This window comes from Nocardioides glacieisoli (assembly GCF_004137245.1).
Lineage (GTDB): Bacteria > Actinomycetota > Actinomycetes > Propionibacteriales > Nocardioidaceae > Nocardioides > Nocardioides glacieisoli.
In genome coordinates this window covers 178,486-195,599 of the sequence record NZ_SDWS01000004.1, presented here as the reverse complement: position 1 = coordinate 195,599, position 17,114 = coordinate 178,486, and the positions used below count along the sequence as shown (strand labels likewise).

19 protein-coding genes are annotated in these 17,114 nt (G+C 72.4%); 13 read left to right on the top strand and 6 right to left on the bottom strand.

Annotated features, from left to right (window positions below):
* Positions 1–48: 48 nt before the first annotated feature.
* From metK to EUA06_RS10700, 6 genes are all read left to right on the top strand, one after another.
* Positions 49–1,251: a methionine adenosyltransferase gene (gene metK / locus EUA06_RS10725; RefSeq protein WP_129475396.1), complete on the top strand. Its 1,203-nt coding sequence runs from the start codon at positions 49–51 to the stop codon at positions 1,249–1,251.
* 153 nt (positions 1,252–1,404) lie between these two features.
* Positions 1,405–3,411, top strand: coding sequence for a primosomal protein N' (locus EUA06_RS10720; protein WP_165354342.1), 2,007 nt, complete (start codon positions 1,405–1,407; stop codon positions 3,409–3,411).
* 28 nt (positions 3,412–3,439) lie between these two features.
* A complete protein-coding gene (gene def, locus EUA06_RS10715) occupies positions 3,440–3,985 on the top strand; it encodes a peptide deformylase (protein WP_129475395.1) in 546 nt (181 codons plus the stop codon).
* 13 nt (positions 3,986–3,998) lie between these two features.
* Positions 3,999–4,925: a methionyl-tRNA formyltransferase gene (gene fmt, locus EUA06_RS10710; protein WP_129475393.1), complete on the top strand. Its 927-nt coding sequence runs from the start codon at positions 3,999–4,001 to the stop codon at positions 4,923–4,925.
* A gap of 10 nt (positions 4,926–4,935) precedes the next feature.
* Positions 4,936–5,358 carry an MmcQ/YjbR family DNA-binding protein gene (locus tag EUA06_RS10705; protein WP_129475391.1) on the top strand — a complete coding sequence of 141 codons (423 nt, stop codon included), beginning with the start codon at positions 4,936–4,938 and terminating at the stop codon, positions 5,356–5,358.
* A complete protein-coding gene (locus EUA06_RS10700; RefSeq protein WP_129475389.1) occupies positions 5,351–6,682 on the top strand; it encodes an RsmB/NOP family class I SAM-dependent RNA methyltransferase in 1,332 nt (443 codons plus the stop codon). Before EUA06_RS10705 ends, EUA06_RS10700 begins: the two co-directional genes overlap by 8 nt.
* Before the next feature lies 1 nt (position 6,683).
* Here the strand turns inward: EUA06_RS10700 and EUA06_RS10695 are convergent, their stop codons facing one another.
* Positions 6,684–7,421 carry an AAA family ATPase gene (locus EUA06_RS10695; protein ID WP_129475387.1) on the bottom strand — a complete coding sequence of 246 codons (738 nt, stop codon included), beginning with the start codon at positions 7,419–7,421 and terminating at the stop codon, positions 6,684–6,686.
* Between the two features lie 164 nt (positions 7,422–7,585).
* On the opposite strand from EUA06_RS10695, the gene EUA06_RS10690 reads away from it, so the two are divergent.
* The 6 genes from EUA06_RS10690 to EUA06_RS10665 all read left to right on the top strand — a co-directional run bounded on the left by EUA06_RS10690 (position 7,586) and on the right by EUA06_RS10665 (position 12,307).
* The gene (locus EUA06_RS10690) at positions 7,586–8,572 is read left to right on the top strand and encodes a hypothetical protein (protein WP_129475385.1); all 987 of its coding nucleotides are present in this window, start codon (positions 7,586–7,588) and stop codon (positions 8,570–8,572) included.
* A 24-nt stretch (positions 8,573–8,596) separates the two neighbouring features.
* The gene (locus EUA06_RS10685) at positions 8,597–9,565 is read left to right on the top strand and encodes a DNA polymerase domain-containing protein (RefSeq protein ID WP_129475383.1); all 969 of its coding nucleotides are present in this window, start codon (positions 8,597–8,599) and stop codon (positions 9,563–9,565) included.
* 226 nt (positions 9,566–9,791) lie between these two features.
* Complete coding sequence (locus EUA06_RS10680; protein WP_129475381.1) at positions 9,792–10,736, top strand: lipid kinase; 945 nt, start codon at positions 9,792–9,794, stop codon at positions 10,734–10,736.
* A gap of 9 nt (positions 10,737–10,745) precedes the next feature.
* Complete coding sequence (gene rpe, locus EUA06_RS10675) at positions 10,746–11,408, top strand: ribulose-phosphate 3-epimerase (RefSeq protein ID WP_129475379.1); 663 nt, start codon at positions 10,746–10,748, stop codon at positions 11,406–11,408.
* Positions 11,405–11,821, top strand: coding sequence for an MmcQ/YjbR family DNA-binding protein (locus EUA06_RS10670; RefSeq protein ID WP_129475377.1), 417 nt, complete (start codon positions 11,405–11,407; stop codon positions 11,819–11,821). Before rpe ends, EUA06_RS10670 begins: the two co-directional genes overlap by 4 nt.
* Before the next feature lie 18 nt (positions 11,822–11,839).
* A complete protein-coding gene (locus EUA06_RS10665; RefSeq protein WP_129475375.1) occupies positions 11,840–12,307 on the top strand; it encodes a DUF427 domain-containing protein in 468 nt (155 codons plus the stop codon).
* A gap of 16 nt (positions 12,308–12,323) precedes the next feature.
* Here EUA06_RS10665 and EUA06_RS10660 read toward each other — a convergent pair whose 3' ends face one another.
* The 3 genes from EUA06_RS10660 to EUA06_RS10650 form a co-directional block, all read right to left on the bottom strand.
* A complete protein-coding gene (locus EUA06_RS10660) occupies positions 12,324–12,698 on the bottom strand; it encodes a hypothetical protein (RefSeq protein ID WP_129475373.1) in 375 nt (124 codons plus the stop codon).
* Between the two features lie 95 nt (positions 12,699–12,793).
* Positions 12,794–13,021: a DUF5703 family protein gene (locus EUA06_RS10655; protein ID WP_129475371.1), complete on the bottom strand. Its 228-nt coding sequence runs from the start codon at positions 13,019–13,021 to the stop codon at positions 12,794–12,796.
* 17 nt (positions 13,022–13,038) lie between these two features.
* A complete protein-coding gene (locus tag EUA06_RS10650; protein WP_129475369.1) occupies positions 13,039–13,986 on the bottom strand; it encodes an aldo/keto reductase in 948 nt (315 codons plus the stop codon).
* 65 nt (positions 13,987–14,051) lie between these two features.
* On the opposite strand from EUA06_RS10650, the gene EUA06_RS10645 reads away from it, so the two are divergent.
* The gene (locus EUA06_RS10645) at positions 14,052–14,876 is read left to right on the top strand and encodes an undecaprenyl-diphosphate phosphatase (RefSeq protein WP_129475367.1); all 825 of its coding nucleotides are present in this window, start codon (positions 14,052–14,054) and stop codon (positions 14,874–14,876) included.
* On the opposite strand, the gene EUA06_RS10640 is transcribed toward EUA06_RS10645, so the two are convergent.
* Entirely contained in the window at positions 14,842–16,092 is a 1,251-nt protein-coding gene (locus tag EUA06_RS10640; protein WP_242498086.1) for an MFS transporter, read from the bottom strand. The genes EUA06_RS10645 and EUA06_RS10640 overlap by 35 nt on opposite strands.
* Positions 16,089–17,093, bottom strand: a complete 1,005-nt coding sequence (gene corA / locus EUA06_RS10635) for a magnesium/cobalt transporter CorA (protein ID WP_129475366.1) — start codon at positions 17,091–17,093, stop codon at positions 16,089–16,091. Before corA ends, EUA06_RS10640 begins: the two co-directional genes overlap by 4 nt.
* Positions 17,094–17,114: the final 21 nt, after the last annotated feature.

The window sequence follows — 17,114 nt, the reverse complement described above, 5'->3', positions numbered from 1 at the left end:
AGCAGGTACGTTTTTCACTCACCGTTCCAGACAAGAATTGAGAGCAACGTGGCAGGACGCCTCTTCACCTCGGAGTCCGTGACCGAGGGTCACCCCGACAAGATCGCCGACCGGATCAGCGACTCGGTCCTCGACTACCTGATGAGCGAGGACGGCGACCGCGCCAACCTGCGCGTCGCGGTCGAGACCCTGCTGACCACCGGCCTTGTCGTCGTCGCCGGCGAGGTGCGCACCACGGCGTACGCCCCCGTGGCGGACATCGTCCGCAAGGCCATCCTCGAGATCGGCTACGACTCCTCGGAGAAGGGCTTCGACGGCGCGTCCTGCGGCGTGCAGGTCGCCATCGGCGCCCAGTCGAGCGACATCGCCGCCGGTGTCGACGCCGGTCACGAGTCGCGCGTCGGGTCGTCGGACGACGAGCTCGACAAGCGCGGCGCCGGCGACCAGGGCCTGATGTTCGGCTACGCCTGCGACGACACTCCGGAGCTCATGCCGCTCCCGATCACGATCGCCCAGCGGCTCGCGCAGCGGCTCACCGAGGTCCGCAAGGACGGCACGCTCGCCTACCTGCGTCCCGACGGCAAGACCCAGGTCACGATCGAGTACGACGAGGACGACCGCCCCGTGCGCATCGACACCGTCGTCCTCTCGACCCAGCACGGCCCTGAGGTCGAGCACGCCCAGCTCGAGGCCGACATCAAGCAGCACGTCATCGACCCGGTGCTCGCCAAGTTCGAGCTGCCCTCCGAGGGCTACCGCATGCTGGTCAACCCGACCGGCACGTTCGTGATCGGCGGCCCGATGGGCGACGCCGGCCTCACCGGCCGCAAGATCATCGTCGACACCTACGGCGGCATGGCCCGCCACGGCGGCGGCGCCTTCTCGGGCAAGGACCCGTCGAAGGTCGACCGCTCGGCCGCGTACGCCATGCGCTGGGTCGCCAAGAACGTCGTCGCCGCGGGCCTCGCGCGCCGCTGCGAGGCTCAGGTCGCCTACGCCATCGGCAAGGCCGCCCCGGTCGGTGTCTTCATCGAGACCTTCGGCACCGGCGTCGTGACCGACGAGAAGATCCAGGAGGCCGTGCTCGAGGTCTTCGACCTGCGTCCGGCCGCGATCATCCGTGACCTCGACCTGCTGCGCCCGATCTACGCGCAGACCTCGGCCTACGGCCACTTCGGCCGCGAGCTGCCCGAGTTCACCTGGGAGAGCACCGACCGCGCCGACAAGCTGAAGGCCGCCGCCGGCATCTGATCGGGCGTGTTGTCTCAGTGATCCCCGGCTGACCGGGGATCGCTGAAGTTGTCAGGCCGTGCACGGGCCGACAAGTTCAGCGAGAGCCTGACAACCCCAGAGCGGCTCGATGGCGCGATCGAGCTGTCGGAAGTCGCTGACACAATCGCCCGCATGACCACACACGACGCCCCGGAAGCAGACATGCTCCCGGGGCTTCGTGCTGCCGTGGACGACGCCAAGGCCAAGGCGGCGGCGACCCGGCGCCGCACCGCCGCGTCCTGGGAGCCGGCGGCGGTCGACCCCGTCGCCCGGGTGCTCGTCGACATCGCGCTCGCCCACCTCGACCGGCCGTTCGACTACGCCGTCCCCACGGGCATGGCCGAGACCGCCGTCCCCGGCGCCCGGGTCAAGGTGCGCTTCGCCGGCCAGGAGGTCCAGGGCTACGTCGTCGAGCGCGGCACCGAGACCGACCACACCGGGTCCCTTCAGCCGCTGCGGCGGGTGGTGAGCGCCGAGCCGGTGCTCGCCCCCGAGATCGCCGAGCTCAGCGCGACGCTCGCCACGAGGTACGCCGGTGCCCGGTCCGACATCCTCAGGCTGGCTGTCCCGCCCCGGCACGCGACCGCCGAGAAGGCAACCTCGACGCCCGCCCCCGCTCCGCCCTCGGTGACGCCCGGCGCGTGGGACGAGGTCGAGCACGCCGGCGCCTTCCTCCGTCGCCTGGCATCAGGCGAGAATCCGCGCGCGGTGTGGTCCGCCGCGCCCGCCGACGACTGGCCGCGGATGGTGGCCGAGGCGGTGGCGACGACGTACGCCGCCGGGCGGGGCGCGCTGGTCTGCGTGCCCGACGGCCGTGACGTCGACCGGGTCGACGCGGCCCTCACCGAGGTGCTGGGCGACGGCCACCACGTCTGCCTGACGGCGGACGGCGGCCCGGCGAAGCGCTACCGCGACTTCCTGGCCGTCTCCCGAGGCGCGCGGCGCGTCGTCGTGGGCACTCGCTCGGCGGCCTTCGCCCCCGTGCACGACCTCGGGCTCGTCGTGCTGTGGGACGACGGCGACGACCTCCACGCCGAGCCGCGCGCCCCTTACCCCCACACGCGCGAGGTGCTCCTCGCCCGGGCCGAGCAGCAGGCGACGGCGGCCCTGCTCGGCGGCGTCGCCCGCACTCCCGAGGCGCAGCAGCTGCTCGCGTCGGGCTGGGCCCACGAGCTGGCCGTGCCGCGCGACGTGCTCCGCGCCAGGGTGCGCGCCGAGGTGGTGCCCGCGGAGGACCGGCAGGTCGGCACCCGCATCCCGCGGACGGCCTACGACGCCATCCGCCGTGGTCTCGAGACCGGTCCCGTGCTCGTCCAGACGCCGCGCGCGGGCTACGCCGCGTCGCTCGCCTGCGACACCTGCCGCGCGCCCGCCCGCTGCACCGTGTGCACCGGACCGCTGGCGCAGCCGGGGCCGGCCGTCCCGCCCCAGTGCCGCTGGTGCGGCCACGCCGAGCGGGCGTGGGCCTGCGGGTCCTGCGGTGGTCGTGGCCTCCGCGCGCCGGTCCGGGGCGAGGCTCGCACCGCCGAGGAGCTCGGGCGGATGTTCCCCGGCACAACCGTGCGCAGCAGCTCGGGCGATCGGGTGCTCGCCCGGGTGGGGGCCGCCGCCGACGTGGTCGTGGCGACGGTCGGCGCCGAGCCGGTGGCCGCCGAGGGCTACGCCGCGGTCGTCCTGCTCGACACATACCTGACGCTCGCGCGTGACGACCTGCGGGCCTCCGAGGAGGCACTGCGTCGCTGGCTCAACGCCGGAGCGCTCGTACGCCGCGGCGGCCACGTCGTGGCGGTCGGCGATCCTGCCCACCCGGCGCTCCAGGCGCTCGTGCGCTGGGACCCGGCCGGCTTCGCGCGACGCGAGGTCGAGGAGCGCTCGCAGGCGCACCTGCCGCCCGCCGCGCGGATGGCCACCGTCACCGGCGAGCTGGGTGCGCTCGACGACGTCCTGCACCTGCTCGACCTCCCCGAGGGCGCCGAGGTGCTGGGCCCGGTCCCGCTCGAGGACGAGCACCGGGTGGTGCTCCGGGTGCCACGGACCAGCGGTGCGGACCTGTCCGCAGCCCTCGGTGACCTGCAGCGGGTGCGCTCGGCCCGCAAGCTCGACCCGGTCCGGATCCAGGTCGACCCGCTCACGATCTGACACGCGGCTCCTACCTAGACTGCGCGCCATGGCAGTCCAGCCCATCCGACTCTTCGGTGACCCCGTGCTCCGCCAGCGCGCGATCGAGGTCGACAGCTTCGACCGCGAGCTGCGCCAGCTCGTCACCGACCTCACCGACACGATGGTCGCGGCGCCGGGTGCCGGGCTCGCGGCACCCCAGATCGGGGTCGGCCTGAGGGTCTTCACGTGGCACGTCGAGGGCGAGCTCGGCCACCTGGTGAACCCGTCGCTCGAGCTGTCCGACGAGACGCAGGACGGGGCCGAGGGCTGCCTCTCGCTCCCGGAGCTCACCTACGACTGCCTGCGCGCGCTCCGCGTGATCGCCACCGGCTTCGACATGCACGGCGAGCCGCTGCGCATCGAGGCGTCCGAGCTGTTGGCCCGCGCCATGCAGCACGAGACCGACCACCTCGACGGCATCCTCTTCATCGACAAGCTCGACACCGACGCCCGCAAGGCGGCGATGAAGGAGATCAGGGAGTCGGAGTGGTTCGGGCTCGAGCAGCCCACCGTGCGGGTCAGTCCGCACGCCACGGGCGGGCTCGGCCGATGAGGGGGGCTCGCTGATGCGCGTCGTCTTCGCCGGCACCCCCGAGGTCGCCGTCCCCGCGCTCGACGCCGTCGCCGCCAGTCGGCACGAGCTCGTCGGCGTCGTGACGCGTCCCGACGCCCCGAGCGGTCGGGGCCGCAAGCTGGTCGCGAGCCCGGTAGCGCAGCGTGCGGAGGAGCTCGGCGTACCAGTCCTCAAGCCCGAGCACCCCCGCGACCCCGACTTCCAGGCCGCTCTCTCGGCGCTGCATCCCGACGCGTGCCCCGTCGTGGCCTATGGCGCCCTGCTGCCGCAGTCGGCGCTCGACCTGGTGCCGCACGGCTGGATCAACCTGCACTTCTCGGTGCTGCCGTCGTGGCGCGGGGCCGCGCCCGTCCAGCACGCGCTGTGGGCGGGCGACGAGGTCACCGGTGCGACGACCTTCCGCATCGTGAAGGCGCTCGACGCCGGACCGGTGTTCGGGATCATGACCGAGCGCGTCCGACCCGACGACACCGCGGGCGACCTCCTCGAGCGCCTTGCCGAGGGTGGGGCGGGACTCCTCGTGCAGACGCTCGACGGGATCGAGGACGGCACGCTGGAGGCGCGCGAGCAGCCGGAGGACGGAGTGTCGTTCGCGCCGAAGATCCTGGTCGACGACGCGCGCATCGACTGGAACACCCCCGCGGTCGCGATCGACCGACAGGTCCGCGCGTGCACACCCGGTCCCGGTGCGTGGAGCACCTTCGAGGGCGAGCGGATCAAGATCGGACCGGTGCGGCACGTGGACCACGAGCCTGTGGCGCCGGGCGTCCTAGCGGCCACCAAGAACGCCGTCGTCGTCGGCACCGCCACCACACCCGTGCTGCTCGGCGACGTGAAGGCCTTCGGCAAGAAGCAGATGCCCGCAGCCGACTGGGCCCGGGGCGTACGCCTCGAGTCGGGCGTCCGCTTCGGTGACTAGGGTCGAGGGCATGAGCAGCGCCAGTCGCCAGGCCCGGCCCGAGGACATTGACGAGATCTGCCGGTCGCTGCCCGAGACAGAGCTCGGCACCTCTTGGGGCGACCGGCCGACGTGGAAGGTGCCACGCGGCGACAAGGGCAAGGGGTTCGTGCTCTACCGCATGCCCCACAAGACCGCGGTCGACCCCGACACGGGGGAGATGTACGACGACGTCGTGGTGATCATGACGCCGACCGAGGTCGAGAAGAACGCACTAGTCGAGGACCGGTCGACGCCGTTCTTCACCATCGACCACTTCCGGGGCTACTCGGCCGTCCTGGTCCGGCAGTCGCAGCTCGGCGAGATCAGCCGCCAGGAGCTCCTCGAGGTGATCACCGACGCGTGGGCCACCAAGGCCCCCAAGAAGCTGGTGCGGGAGCACCTCGGTGAGTGAGCGCCGCCGGCCGGTCGACCGCCCCCGGCGCGCGGCCCTCGACGTCCTGACCGCCGTGCGCGCCGACCGGGCGTACGCCAACCTCGTGCTGCCGCAGGTGCTGCGCAAGCACGGGCTGGAGGGTCGCGACGCTGCCCTGGCCACCGAGCTGGCGTCCGGTGCGATCCGGATGCAGGGGCTCTACGACCCGGTGATCGACGCGTGCCTGACGAAGCCGAAGCTGCAGGACGAGGTGCGTGACGTGCTCCGGCTCGGTGCCCACCAGCTGCTATCGATGCGGGTGCCCGACCACGCAGCGATCTCCACGAGCGTCGACCTCGTCCACCAGAGCGTCGGCCGCGGTCCGTCCGGGCTGGTCAACGCCGTGCTCCGCAAGATGAGCAGGCGCTCGGCCGCCGACTGGATCGCCGAGGTCGCCCCCGACCGGTCCGGCGACCTCCACGGCCACCTCGCGGTGGCTCGCTCGCATCCGCGCTGGGTGGTCGACGCCCTGGCCGAGGCGCTGGCGTCCGACGGGGGCTCCGCCGACGAGCTCGACGCGTTGCTCGAGGCCGACAACGCGCCACCCCGCGTCACGCTCGCCGCCCGGCCGGGGCTCGCCGACGTGGCCGAGCTGGAGGCCGCCGGTGGCACCCGCACCAGCCGGTCGCCGTACGGCGTCGTGCTGGCCGGCGGCGACCCGGCGGGCATCCCGGCCGTGGCCGAGGGTCGCGCGGGCGTGCAGGACGAGGGCTCGCAGCTCGTCGCCCTCGCGACGGCCGACGCCGAGCTCGACGGGCGAGACGAGCTGTGGCTCGACCTCTGCGCCGGTCCGGGCGGCAAGGCGGCCCTCCTGGCCGCCCTCGCTGCGCAGCGCGGCGCCCGGCTCGTCGCCAACGAGCGTCAGCCGCACCGAGCCGCGCTCGTCTCGTCCGCGATGCGCGCTGTGCCGCCCGGCACGGCGCACGTGCTGGCCGGTGACGGCACCCGACCGCCGTGGGTGCCGGGCACCTTCGACCGCGTGCTCGTCGACGCGCCGTGCTCGGGCCTGGGAGCCCTGCGGCGACGCGCCGAGTCGCGCTGGCGGCGTACGCCCGAGGACGTCGACGTGCTCGTCGGCCTGCAGCAGGTGCTGCTCGACGTGGCGATCGACTCGGTGCGTCCGGGCGGGGTCGTGGTCTATGCGACGTGCTCACCGGTGCTCGCCGAGACGACCGCCGTCGTCTCCGCCGTGCTGGGCCGGCGAGGTGACACCGACGAGGTCGACCGCTTCCAGCTGTGGCCGCACCGTGACGGGACCGACGCGATGTTCGCCGCGACCCTGCGCCGGCGGCCGCTCGGCTGACTCAGTCGTCCTGCAGGTGCCGCAGGTAGGCCCACGGTTCGGCGAGGTAGCGCCGCCAGTGGTCCACGAGGTCGAGGTCGGCCCACGCCGCCTCTCGCAGCCCCCACGGACCTGCCTCGAGGATCCGCGCACCCGGCATCGCCGCGAGGACGGGGGAGTGGGTCGCGCACAGCACCTGCCCCTTGCGGGCCACCACCCGCTGCAGGGCCGCGACCAGGCCGAGCGTGGAGGAGAACGAGAGGGCCGCCTCCGGCTCGTCGAGGCAGAAGAAGCCCGCGCCGGTGAACCGCGACTCGAGCACGGCGAGGAACGACTCGCCGTGGCTCATCTCGTGGAAGGCGTGGTCGTCCCCGCCGATGCCCTCCATGTAGGAGTACCAGCCGTGCATCGTCTCGGCGCGCAGGAAGAAGCCCCACTTCGTCGACCCCGCTCCGCGCACCAGCTGCAGCGCGTCCGCGAGCGACGACTCCGTGGGCCGGGTCGAGTGCTGGCTGTGAGTGCTCCCGCCCTCCGGCGACAGCCCGAACGAGGTGGCGACCGCCTCGACGATCGTGGACTTGCCGGAGCCGTTCTCACCGACGAGGAAGGTCACCCCCGGACCGAGGTCGAGCCCGTCGGCCAGGACCTGCGCGACCGCCGGGATGGACGCGGGGTACGACGTCGGGCTGAGGTCGTGCCCGGTGCGCGCCTCGATCCGGCGCACTGGATGGCGCGGGACGTCGTCACCCCGGAGCGGCATGACGACAACCTAGGTCACGGCACCGACCATCACCCGCACAGGTGAGTCCGGGAAAAGTTTGGGGATTCACCTGCTAGACATCTGTTCACATCGCTTGGTCAGCCGAGCATGATGTGGTGAAGCGCGGCGCACGAGGCGTGGCGTGATCGGGGAGCAGGACACGGATGCGGTTGCGGACCACCATGGCGCTGGTTGCGTCTGCGACGACGCTGGCTGCGCTCGGCACCGCTCCGGCACAAGCTGCCGAGGGCGCCAACCGGCTGTCCGGCCCCAGCACCGGCGACCCCGACGTCTTCCTGACCTATGTCGGCTGCGACAACCTCTTCGGCGCCGCGCAGCCTCCCCAGTCGCGGCTCAACCTCGGTCCCTACACGGCACCCATGGGTCGCCGCTCGCTCGGCCTGGTGCCGGCGGCGTCCGGCACCGCCTCCGGCCCGTTCACCCGCTTCGACTCACTGGCCTCGTTCGACTCGACGGTCGCCGTCGCGTCGACCTCGGGCAGCCAGGGCGTCTCCTACGTCATGAGCATCACCCCCGACAACGTCCCCGGCACCGCCTGGCGTGGGCGCGCCGCGCTCTCGGCGCCGCCGGGCTCGTGGACGACGGTGTCGACGGCCGCGACGGCGTACGACTGGACGCTCGTCGACCTGGCGACGCTCTCACCGCTCGGCCCCGCGGAGACCGCGACCACTGCCGCCTTCGCCGCTGCGCACGGCGACGGCGCCGGCTTCTCGATCATCGGCTTCGGCTGCGACGGCTCGTCCTTCAACATCGACGAGGTCCGCGGGTCGGGCTCGACGTTCGACTTCGAGGGCACGACCCTCGCCACCGCGGTCGACGTCAACCGCACGTCGGTCGACGCCGGCCAGTCGGTCTCGCTGACCGGCCGGGTGACCGACCCGGGCGGTCGCGTCACGGGCGACCCGCTCGTCCTCGAGTCCCGGCGCCCGGGCGGCGAGTGGGGCGCGGTCGGCGACCTGGTGCTCGGCGGGCCGGGCGGCCTGGCGCGCGTCGACGTACCCCTCACGGAGACCACCGAGTTCCGTTGGCACCGCCCCGAGAGCCAGTACGCCGACGAGGGCTGGTCCGAGCCGGTGACGGTCACCGTCGCCGAGGTGCCTGTCGCCGCTGAGGTTGCGACGAGCAAGTAGCCGACCCGGCTAGGGTCCTTGATCATGGCGTCGCCGTTCACCGAGATCGAGGTCGACGACCGCGTCGTCAAGGTGACGAACCCCGACCGGGAGTACTTCCCGCCGCTCGACGGTCGCCCCGGAGCCACCAAGCTCGACCTGGTCGAGTACTACCTGTCGGTCGGCGACGGCATCGTCAACGCGCTCTACGAGCGACCGTGCATGCTGCACCGGTTCCCGAAGGGGCTGGCCGGCGACAAGGTCCACCAGAAGCGCCTGCCCGCGGGCGCGCCCGAGTGGGTCGAGACGGTGCAGCTGTTCTTCCCGCGGTGGAAGCGCACCGCCGACGAGCTGTGCGTCACCGAGCTCGGCAGCGTGATCTGGGCCGTGCAGATGTCGACCGTCGAGTTCCACCCGTGGAACAGCCGCCGCGCCGACACCGAGAAGCCCGACGAGTGGCGCATCGACCTCGACCCCGGTCCGGAGTGCGACTGGGCCACCGTCCAGCGGGTCGCGCACGTCGCCCACGAGGTGCTCGACGAGCTCGGCGCTGTCGGCTTCCCCAAGACCAGTGGCGGCTCGGGGCTGCACATCTACGTCCGGATCCCGCCCGACCACGGCTTCCAGGACGTACGCCGTGGCGCGCTGGCCTTCGCCCGCGAGGTCGAACGCCGCTCCGACGGCGACGTCACGACGGCCTGGTGGCGCAAGGACCGCGACCCGTCGCAGCTCTTCGTCGACTACAACCAGAACGCCCGCGACCACACGATCGCAGCGGCGTACTCCGTGCGCGGCGTGCCGCAGGCCCGCGTCTCCGCGCCGATCCGCTGGGAGGAGGTGGACGGCTGCACACCCGACGACTTCACGATCTTCACGATGCCGGCGCGCTTCGCGGACCTCGGCGACCTCCACGCCGACATCGACGACCACCCCTTCGACATCGCGCCCCTCCTCGCGTGGGCCGACCGCGACGACTCCGAAGGCGCGGAGGCCCCGCCGGAGCCCGAGGACTGATTCTGTGCCCCGCTCCGTCGTTGGGGTGGCGGCAGATTGCAATGTTGAAGATTCGCGATTCGCGATGTGCCGCCACCCCGGGCCGACCCGCCGGCGGGGGTGGCGGCACATTGCGCTGTTCGGTGCCCGCCAACTGCGATGTGCCGCCACCCCCGGGGGACGCGGACACAGCGCGCGCACAGGTCGTCCTCACCCTCCTCTCACGTGGCCCACCTAGCGTCGAGACATGCAGCAGACCCCGGCCTTGCGCCGTACCGACCGCGTCGCCGTCGTCGTCAACACCCGCGCCCGCAGCGGCGCTCGCGCCCTGCCGCTGGTCGAGCGGGCGCTGAGGGGCGTCGCGGACCAGGTGACCGTGCACGCGGTCGACGGCGGGGCGGAGCTCGCGCAGGCGCTCGACGCAGCGCTCGGGACGGGGCCCGACCTGCTCGTCGTCGGTGGCGGTGACGGCACCATTGGCTTCGCGGCCGGCATGGTCGCGCACACCGGCTCGGCCCTCGGCGTGCTGCCCCTGGGGACGGCCAACGACTTCGCCCGCACCTTGGAGATCCCGTCGGTGCTGGCGAGCGCGATCGACACGCTCGTCACTGGCCGAGTCGTGGACGTCGACCTCGGCCGCGTCGACGGGCGCGCGTACCTCAACGTCGCCTCGGTCGGCCTCTCGGTCGCCGTCACCCAGCGCCTCACGCCCGGACTGAAGCGCCGGCTCGGGAGGTTCGCCTACCCGGCGGCCACCCTGGCGGCCTACCGCGACCACCGGCCCTTCGCTGCGCGCCTCGAGCTCGACGACGGCAGCGTCCTGGAGCTGGCCGACCTCATGCAGGTCGCGATCGGCAACGGCCGGCACTACGGCGGCGGGCTCACCGTCGCGCCGAACGCGTCGATCGACGACCACCTCCTCGACGTGTACGCCGTCGAGCAGGGGCGGCTGCGCGACCATGTGTCGGTTGCCCGCCTGCTCCGCACCGGCCACCTCGTCGACCACGAGCGCGTCCACCACGTCAGCACCCGCCGGCTCCGACTGGTCACCGACGAGCCGCTCCCGGTCAACGTCGACGGCGAGATCGCCGCGTCCACGACGGCGACGTTCGAGGTCGACCGCAACGCGCTGCACGTCGTCGTGCCCGCGAACAGTCGTGCCGCGCGGATGGACGGGCTCACGATTCCCTAGGATCGACCCGTGGGCATCCAGATCACGCCGAGCATCCTCAACGCCGACCTGTCGCGCCTGGCCGACGAGGTCGCCCGGATCCCCAGTGCGGACTGGGTGCACGTCGACGTGATGGACAACCACTTCGTCCCCAACCTGACCCTCGGGCTCCCGGTGATCGAGGCGCTCAGCAAGCACGCCACGCAGCCGATCGACGTCCACCTCATGATCGAGGACGCCGATCGGTGGGCACCGGCGTACGCCGAGGCCGGGTGCGGGTCGGTGACGTTCCACGCCGAGGCGGCGAAGGCACCGGTGCGGCTGGCGCGCGAGATCCGCAACCAGGGCGCGCGGGCGTCGATGGCGCTCAAGCCGGCCACACCCATCGAGCCCTACGAGTCGCTCCTGCCGGAGCTCGACATGCTGCTGATCATGACCGTGGAGCCGGGGTTCGGCGGCCAGAAGTTCCTGGACCTGTGCCTGCCGAAGATCCGCACCGCACGCGAGCTGATGCGCAAGCACGACGTCGAGACCTGGCTCCAGGTCGACGGCGGGGTCTCCCTGGAGACGATCGAGCGGTGCGCCGAGGCCGGCGCCGACGTCTTCGTCGCGGGCTCTGCCGTCTACTCCGCCGACGACCCGGACGCGATGGTGCGCGAGCTGAAGGCGAAGGCGGAGGCCGCGACCGCGTGAGCCGGCCGGCGTCGGTCGACGACATCCACGCCACGGCGCGGGCGATGCCGCACGTCACGGCGTACCGCCCGGACACCGCCCGGCCCGTCTACCAGGTCGGCAGCAAGTCCTTCGTGTTCTTCCGGACGCCCCGGCCCGACGCGGTGGACCCGGAGACGGGGGAGCGCTACGACGACGTGATCGTCCTCTGGGTCGGCTCCGAGGGCGACAAGCAGGCGCTGGTGCAGGACGAGCGGCTGCCGTTCTTCACCACGCCCCACTTCGACAGCCACCCGTCGGTCCTGCTCCGGGCCTCGCGGGTCGCCGAGGTCGACCGCGACGAGCTGGTCGAGATCGTCCAAGAGGCATGGCTCGCCCAGGCCTCGGCCCGCCGGCGCACAGCGTGGCTCGAGTCGCGTGGGTTGTCGGAGTGAGGTCGTAGGCTCGACGACATGACCGAGTCCGTGTGGGACTACCCGCGCCCGCCGCGGGTCGACCCGAGCACCGAGCACGTCGTCGTCGAGCACGGGGGACTGGTGCTCGCTGACACGACGCAGAGCCTGCGCGTGCTCGAGACCAGCCACCCGCCCACTTACTACCTGCCGCGCAGCGCCTTCGCCGACGGCGTGCTCCGGGAGGCCCAGAAGGGCGCGAGCTGGTGCGAGTGGAAGGGCGCGGCCGACTACTTCGACCTCGTCGTCGGTGACGAGGTGCTGCGGTCGATCGCGTGGGCCTACCCGACGCCGTCCGCGGGCTTCGAGGCACTGCTCGACCACGTCGCGCTCTACCCCGGCCGCGTCGACCGCTGCACGGTCGACGGCGAGCGAGTGGAGCCACAGCCGGGCAGCTTCTACGGCGGCTGGATCACCTCGCGCGTCGCGGGCCCGTTCAAGGGAGCGCCGGGCACCCAGGGCTGGTGAGCTCCGGGCCGCGTGCTCAGTGCATCCCGCGGTCGTCGGCCGACTGGCTCAGCAGGTGCGAGCCGTGGCGGGTCTGCGCGTCGATCCGTCGGTGGTCGGCGACCAGGGTCGCACCCTCGAGCTCGCCGGCGCGGGTCTGGACCCGCTCGAGGCGGGCCGCCCACGTGTCGTGGGCACGAGCGACGTCGTCGAGCGTCGCACTCTGCACGACGATCGCGTCGCCCTCGCACCGCAGGCCCGGCTCGATCATCGCGAGCCCCTCGGCCTCGTACGTCGTCAACGGGCGGGTGAGCCGGATCCGGACGGGATAGGTCTCGGCGTCCACGTCCGAGGGGTCGACGGCGAGCTCCACGATCGCGAGCTCCACCTTGCGCGTACGCCGTGACGGCATGGGGTCCTCCTCCGTGGGACCGGCGGCCCCGTTCCGAGGAGTCGATCACCGGGCGCCCGGAAGGGCCATGGGGTCCGCACCCCATGTCGACGAGCTCAGCCGGCGAAGAGCGTCAGACGCTGGCGGATGATCTTGCGCCGCAGCACGACGCGGCGCTTTCCGTCGTTGCCGATCCGGAGGCGGTCGAGCTCCCAGCCTCCGTGCTCCGCGCGGTCGACGAGCACGCGCGTGACGACGTTGCGGGAGAAGTCCTGGGGAAGGACGAGCGTCTCGAACTCCCACTCGACACCGCGCCCGGGTGGGCGTCGCTGGATCCTGGCCATGGGGTCTCCCCTCGGGTCTACTCGGCGGACACGTCGTCGAGCGCCTCGACGATCTCGGCGGGCAGGGTCAGCTCCTCGATGCCGAGCGCCCCGTCGAGCTGGGCGGCGGTGCGAGCACCGACGATCGGGGCGGTGACGCCGGGACGGTCGCGCACCCACACCAGGGCGACCTCCAGCGGGGTCCAGCCCAGCCCGTCGGCGGCACGCGCGACGGCCTCGACGATCCCGCGGCCGCGCTCGTCGAGGTAGGCGCCGACGAAGCCGGCGAAGTGCTCGCTCGCCGCGCGTGAGTCGGACGGCGTACCGGTGCGGTACTTGCCCGTCAGCACGCCGCGTCCCAACGGTGACCACGGCAGCACGCCAAGGCCGAGGGCCTGCGCGGCCGGGATGACCTCGTGCTCGACGTGGCGGTTGAGCAGGGAGTACTCCACCTGTGTCGAGGCCAGGGGAGTGCGGCCGGGCACCGCGCGCTGCCAGGTCGCGGCCTGCGCGGTCTGCCACCCGGTGTAGTTGGAGATGCCGACGTAGGACACGCGCCCGGAGGTGACGGCCAGATCGAGGGCGGTGAGCGTCTCCTCGACCGGGGTCTCGTCGGTCCACACGTGCACCTGCCACAGGTCGACGTGGTCCACGCCGAGCCGCTTCAGCGACGCGTCGAGCGTGGTGAGCAAGGTGCCGCGCGAGGTGTTGGTGACCCGCTCGCCCATACGCCGTGAGATGCCCGCCTTGGTCGCGAGGACCACCTCGTCGCGGGCGACCACGTCACCGAGCAGGGTGCCGATCAGCTCCTCGCTCGCCCCGTCGCCGTACCCCGCCGCCGTGTCGACGAGCGTGCCGCCCGCCTCGGCGAAGGCGATCAGCTGGTCACGGGCCTCGTGCTCGTCGGTGTCGCGACCCCAGGTCATGGTGCCCAGGCCCAGCCGGGAGACCTTCAGGCCGGTGGCGCCGAGCGAACGCTGCTGCATGGAGGCGAGCGTAGCCACGGGTCCTGCGCGCGAGCGGCAGGGACGCGCCCGTAGGCTCACCACCTGTGACGGATCTCCTCAAGGCAGTCGTCCTGGGCATCATCCAGGGGCTCACCGAGTTCCTGCCGATCTCCAGCAGCGCGCACCTGCGGATCTTCCCGGAGCTCTTCGGGTGGGGCGACCCGGGCGCCGCGTTCACGGCCGTCATCCAGATCGGCACCGAGCTCGCGGTGCTGATCTACTTCCGCAAGGACATCTGGCGCATCGGCAGCGCCTGGGTGAAGTCGCTCTTCCGCCCCGAGCACCGCGGCACGCTGGACTCCCGCATGGGCTGGTACATCATCGTCGGCTCGCTGCCGATCGTCGTGCTGGGCGTCCTGCTCAAGGACCTCATCGAGCGCGACTTCCGCAACCTCTGGATCATCGGCACCACGCTCATCGTGATGGGCATCGTGCTCGGCGTCGCCGACCGCGTCGGCCGCACCGACCGCCCGCTGGGCAGGATCACCCTCAAGGACGCCGTGCTGATGGGGGCCGCGCAGGCGCTCGCACTGATCCCCGGTGTCTCCCGCTCCGGCGCCACGATCTCGATGGGCCGCTTCCTCGGCTTCGACCGTGAGGCCGCGACGCGCTTCGCCTTCCTGCTCGCGATCCCCGCCGTCGTCGGCGCCGGGATCTTCGAGCTCAAGGAGATCCCCAACGGCCACAACGACTTCGGCTGGGGACCGACGATCACCGCGACGATCGTCTCCTTCGTCGTGGGGTACGCCGCCATCGCGTGGCTGCTGCGCTACGTCAGCACCCGCTCCTACACGCCGTTCGTCGTCTACCGGATCCTGCTCGGCGCCGGCACGCTCATCCTGCTCGGCGCCGGCGTGCTGACCGCCTGACGGTGCCGTTTCCAAGCGTGTTCACCAGCAGGGCGAGCGCCACGACCTGCGTGATCGCGACCACCACCACCAGCGCGACCAGCGACCGCTCGTAGAGCCAGCCCGCGCCCACGCCGCCGACGATCGCGAGCAGCCCCTGGATGCCCGCGAACACGCCGTACGCCGTCGCCCGCCGCGGCGCCTCCACCAGGTCGGCGACCACCGCCTTGATCGTCGAGTCCTGCACGCCCTGGGCGAAGCCCCACGCGACGACGCCGACCAGGACGGCCGTGAGCGCGGACCCGAGGGCCAGCGCAGGCACGAGCGCCACGAGCACCGGCACGACGAGGAGCACCCGCGGTCCGGTCCGGTCGTAGACCGACCCAACGGCGAGGGCCGCGACCGCCTCGACGGCCATCGCCGCGGCGTACACGACCGGGACTGCGGCCACGGGCAGCAGTCCCTCGACGGTGAGGTGGTAGCCGATGATGCCGAAGGTCACGAGCGCACCCGTGGTCAGGGACGCGGCGATCGCGTATCGGAAGAAGTCGCCCGACAGTCCCGCGCCGACGGCCTCGGCCCACCAGCCGCGCCGCTCGGCGGCGTCGTCCGCAGGACTCACGGTGGTCGTCTCGTCGTACGCCGCCGGGTCAGGCACGCGCCGCCGCAGGGTGACCAGCAGCAGCATCGCGATGGCGCCGGGCACGGCCAGCACCGCCATCCCCGTCCACAGCGAGCTGATCGCGACGACACCGGCGACGAGCAGCGGCCCGGCGAACGCGCCCACCTGGTCGAGCGCCTTGTGCACGCCGAACCCACGGCCGCGACCCACCGCCGACGCGACGTGGGCCAGCAGGGCGGACTTCGACGGCGAGCGGATCGCCTTGCCGAGCCGCTCGAGCAGGATCATCGTCGCACCGAAGGCGAGCCCGGCGACGCCGAGCCGCGGCGCCAGCGCCAGCAGCGGCACGCAGACCGCGGTCAGCCCGTAGCCGAGGATCGTCAGCGACCAGTAGCGCCCCGTGCGGTCCGCGATCGGGCCGAAGGCGAGCCGCAGGACCAGGGCGACGGCCTCACCGGCGCCGGTGACGAGTCCGACGACCACGGCCGAGGCGCCGAGCGCGGCGAGCAGCGGGCCGTAGACCGAGCGGGCGCCCTCGTAGACCATGTCGGCGAACAGGCTGACGAACCCGAACCACCACACCACCCGCCATGCCGAGGGGGCAGGACGGGTCACAGCCACCCGGACTTCTTGAAGAACCAGAGCAGTCCCGCGGACGCACCGACCATCAGCGCCAGCGCGAACGCGTAGCCATAGGTCCAGTGCAGCTCGGGCATGTGGTCGAAGTTCATGCCGTAGACCCCGGCGATGAGGGTGGGCACGACGACGAGGGCGGCACCGGCGGAGATCTTGCGCATGTCGTCGTTCTGCTGGACCGAGATGCGTGCGAGGTGCGCGTCGAACGCGGTCGACAGCAGGATGTCGAGGCTGTCGATGACCTCGGAGACGCGCTGCAGGTGGTCGGCCACGTCGCGGAAGTAGGTCGCGGTCTCGGCCGTGATCGGGATCGGCGTGCGGATCGTCGGCACCGTGTCGGAGTGGAGGGAGAACTTGCGCATCGGCTCGCGCAGCGGCATCACCGCGCGCCGCACCTCAGCGATCTCGCGCTTGAGGACGTAGATCCGGTTGGAGTCGTTGGTGCGGGCCTGGGAGAAGACGGACTCCTCGACCTCGTCGACGTCCTCCTCGAGGGCCGCGCCGACCCTCTCGTACTCGTCGACCACCCGGTCGCAGATCGCGTACATGACGCCCATCGGCCCGTGCTCGAGGACCTTCGCCCGGGCCTCGAGGTCGCGGCGGGAGTCGGCGAGGTCGATGCCGGCGCCGTGGCGGACCGTCACCACGAAGTCGGACCCCACGAACATGTTGATCTCCCCGGTCTCGACGGCGTCCTCCTCGTCGACGTACCAGAGCGTCTTCAGCACGAGGAAGAGCGTGTTGCCGTAGTGCTCGAGCTTGGGCCGCTGGTGGGAGTCGCCGGCGTCCTCGACCGCGAGCGGGTGCAGGTCGAAGGTGCGCGCGATGAGGTCGAGCTCGTCGGGGCTGGGGTCGTGGATCCCGATCCACTGGAAGTCGCCCGGGTCGCACGGCACCCGCGCATGGCCGAGGCTCTGGTCGTCGCCGTCGCCGAGCGGCACCCTCTTGCCCCGGTGGTAGAGGGCGTTGTCCACGATCACCGGGTCAGGCTAGTCCCACCC

What these genes read in the sequence shown, in the direction of transcription:
- EUA06_RS10720 (WP_165354342.1), top strand. Translation starts at nt 1,405, where the DNA reads ATGACCACACACGACGCCCCGGAAGCAGACATGCTCCCGGGGCTTCGT.
- def (WP_129475395.1), top strand. Translation starts at nt 3,440, where the DNA reads ATGGCAGTCCAGCCCATCCGACTCTTCGGTGACCCCGTGCTCCGCCAG.
- fmt (WP_129475393.1), top strand. Translation starts at nt 3,999, where the DNA reads ATGCGCGTCGTCTTCGCCGGCACCCCCGAGGTCGCCGTCCCCGCGCTC.
- EUA06_RS10705 (WP_129475391.1), top strand. Translation starts at nt 4,936, where the DNA reads ATGAGCAGCGCCAGTCGCCAGGCCCGGCCCGAGGACATTGACGAGATC.
- EUA06_RS10695 (WP_129475387.1), bottom strand. Translation starts at nt 7,421, where the DNA reads ATGCCGCTCCGGGGTGACGACGTCCCGCGCCATCCAGTGCGCCGGATC.
- EUA06_RS10690 (WP_129475385.1), top strand. Translation starts at nt 7,586, where the DNA reads ATGCGGTTGCGGACCACCATGGCGCTGGTTGCGTCTGCGACGACGCTG.
- EUA06_RS10685 (WP_129475383.1), top strand. Translation starts at nt 8,597, where the DNA reads ATGGCGTCGCCGTTCACCGAGATCGAGGTCGACGACCGCGTCGTCAAG.
- EUA06_RS10680 (WP_129475381.1), top strand. Translation starts at nt 9,792, where the DNA reads ATGCAGCAGACCCCGGCCTTGCGCCGTACCGACCGCGTCGCCGTCGTC.
- EUA06_RS10665 (WP_129475375.1), top strand. Translation starts at nt 11,840, where the DNA reads ATGACCGAGTCCGTGTGGGACTACCCGCGCCCGCCGCGGGTCGACCCG.
- EUA06_RS10660 (WP_129475373.1), bottom strand. Translation starts at nt 12,698, where the DNA reads ATGCCGTCACGGCGTACGCGCAAGGTGGAGCTCGCGATCGTGGAGCTC.
- EUA06_RS10655 (WP_129475371.1), bottom strand. Translation starts at nt 13,021, where the DNA reads ATGGCCAGGATCCAGCGACGCCCACCCGGGCGCGGTGTCGAGTGGGAG.
- EUA06_RS10650 (WP_129475369.1), bottom strand. Translation starts at nt 13,986, where the DNA reads ATGCAGCAGCGTTCGCTCGGCGCCACCGGCCTGAAGGTCTCCCGGCTG.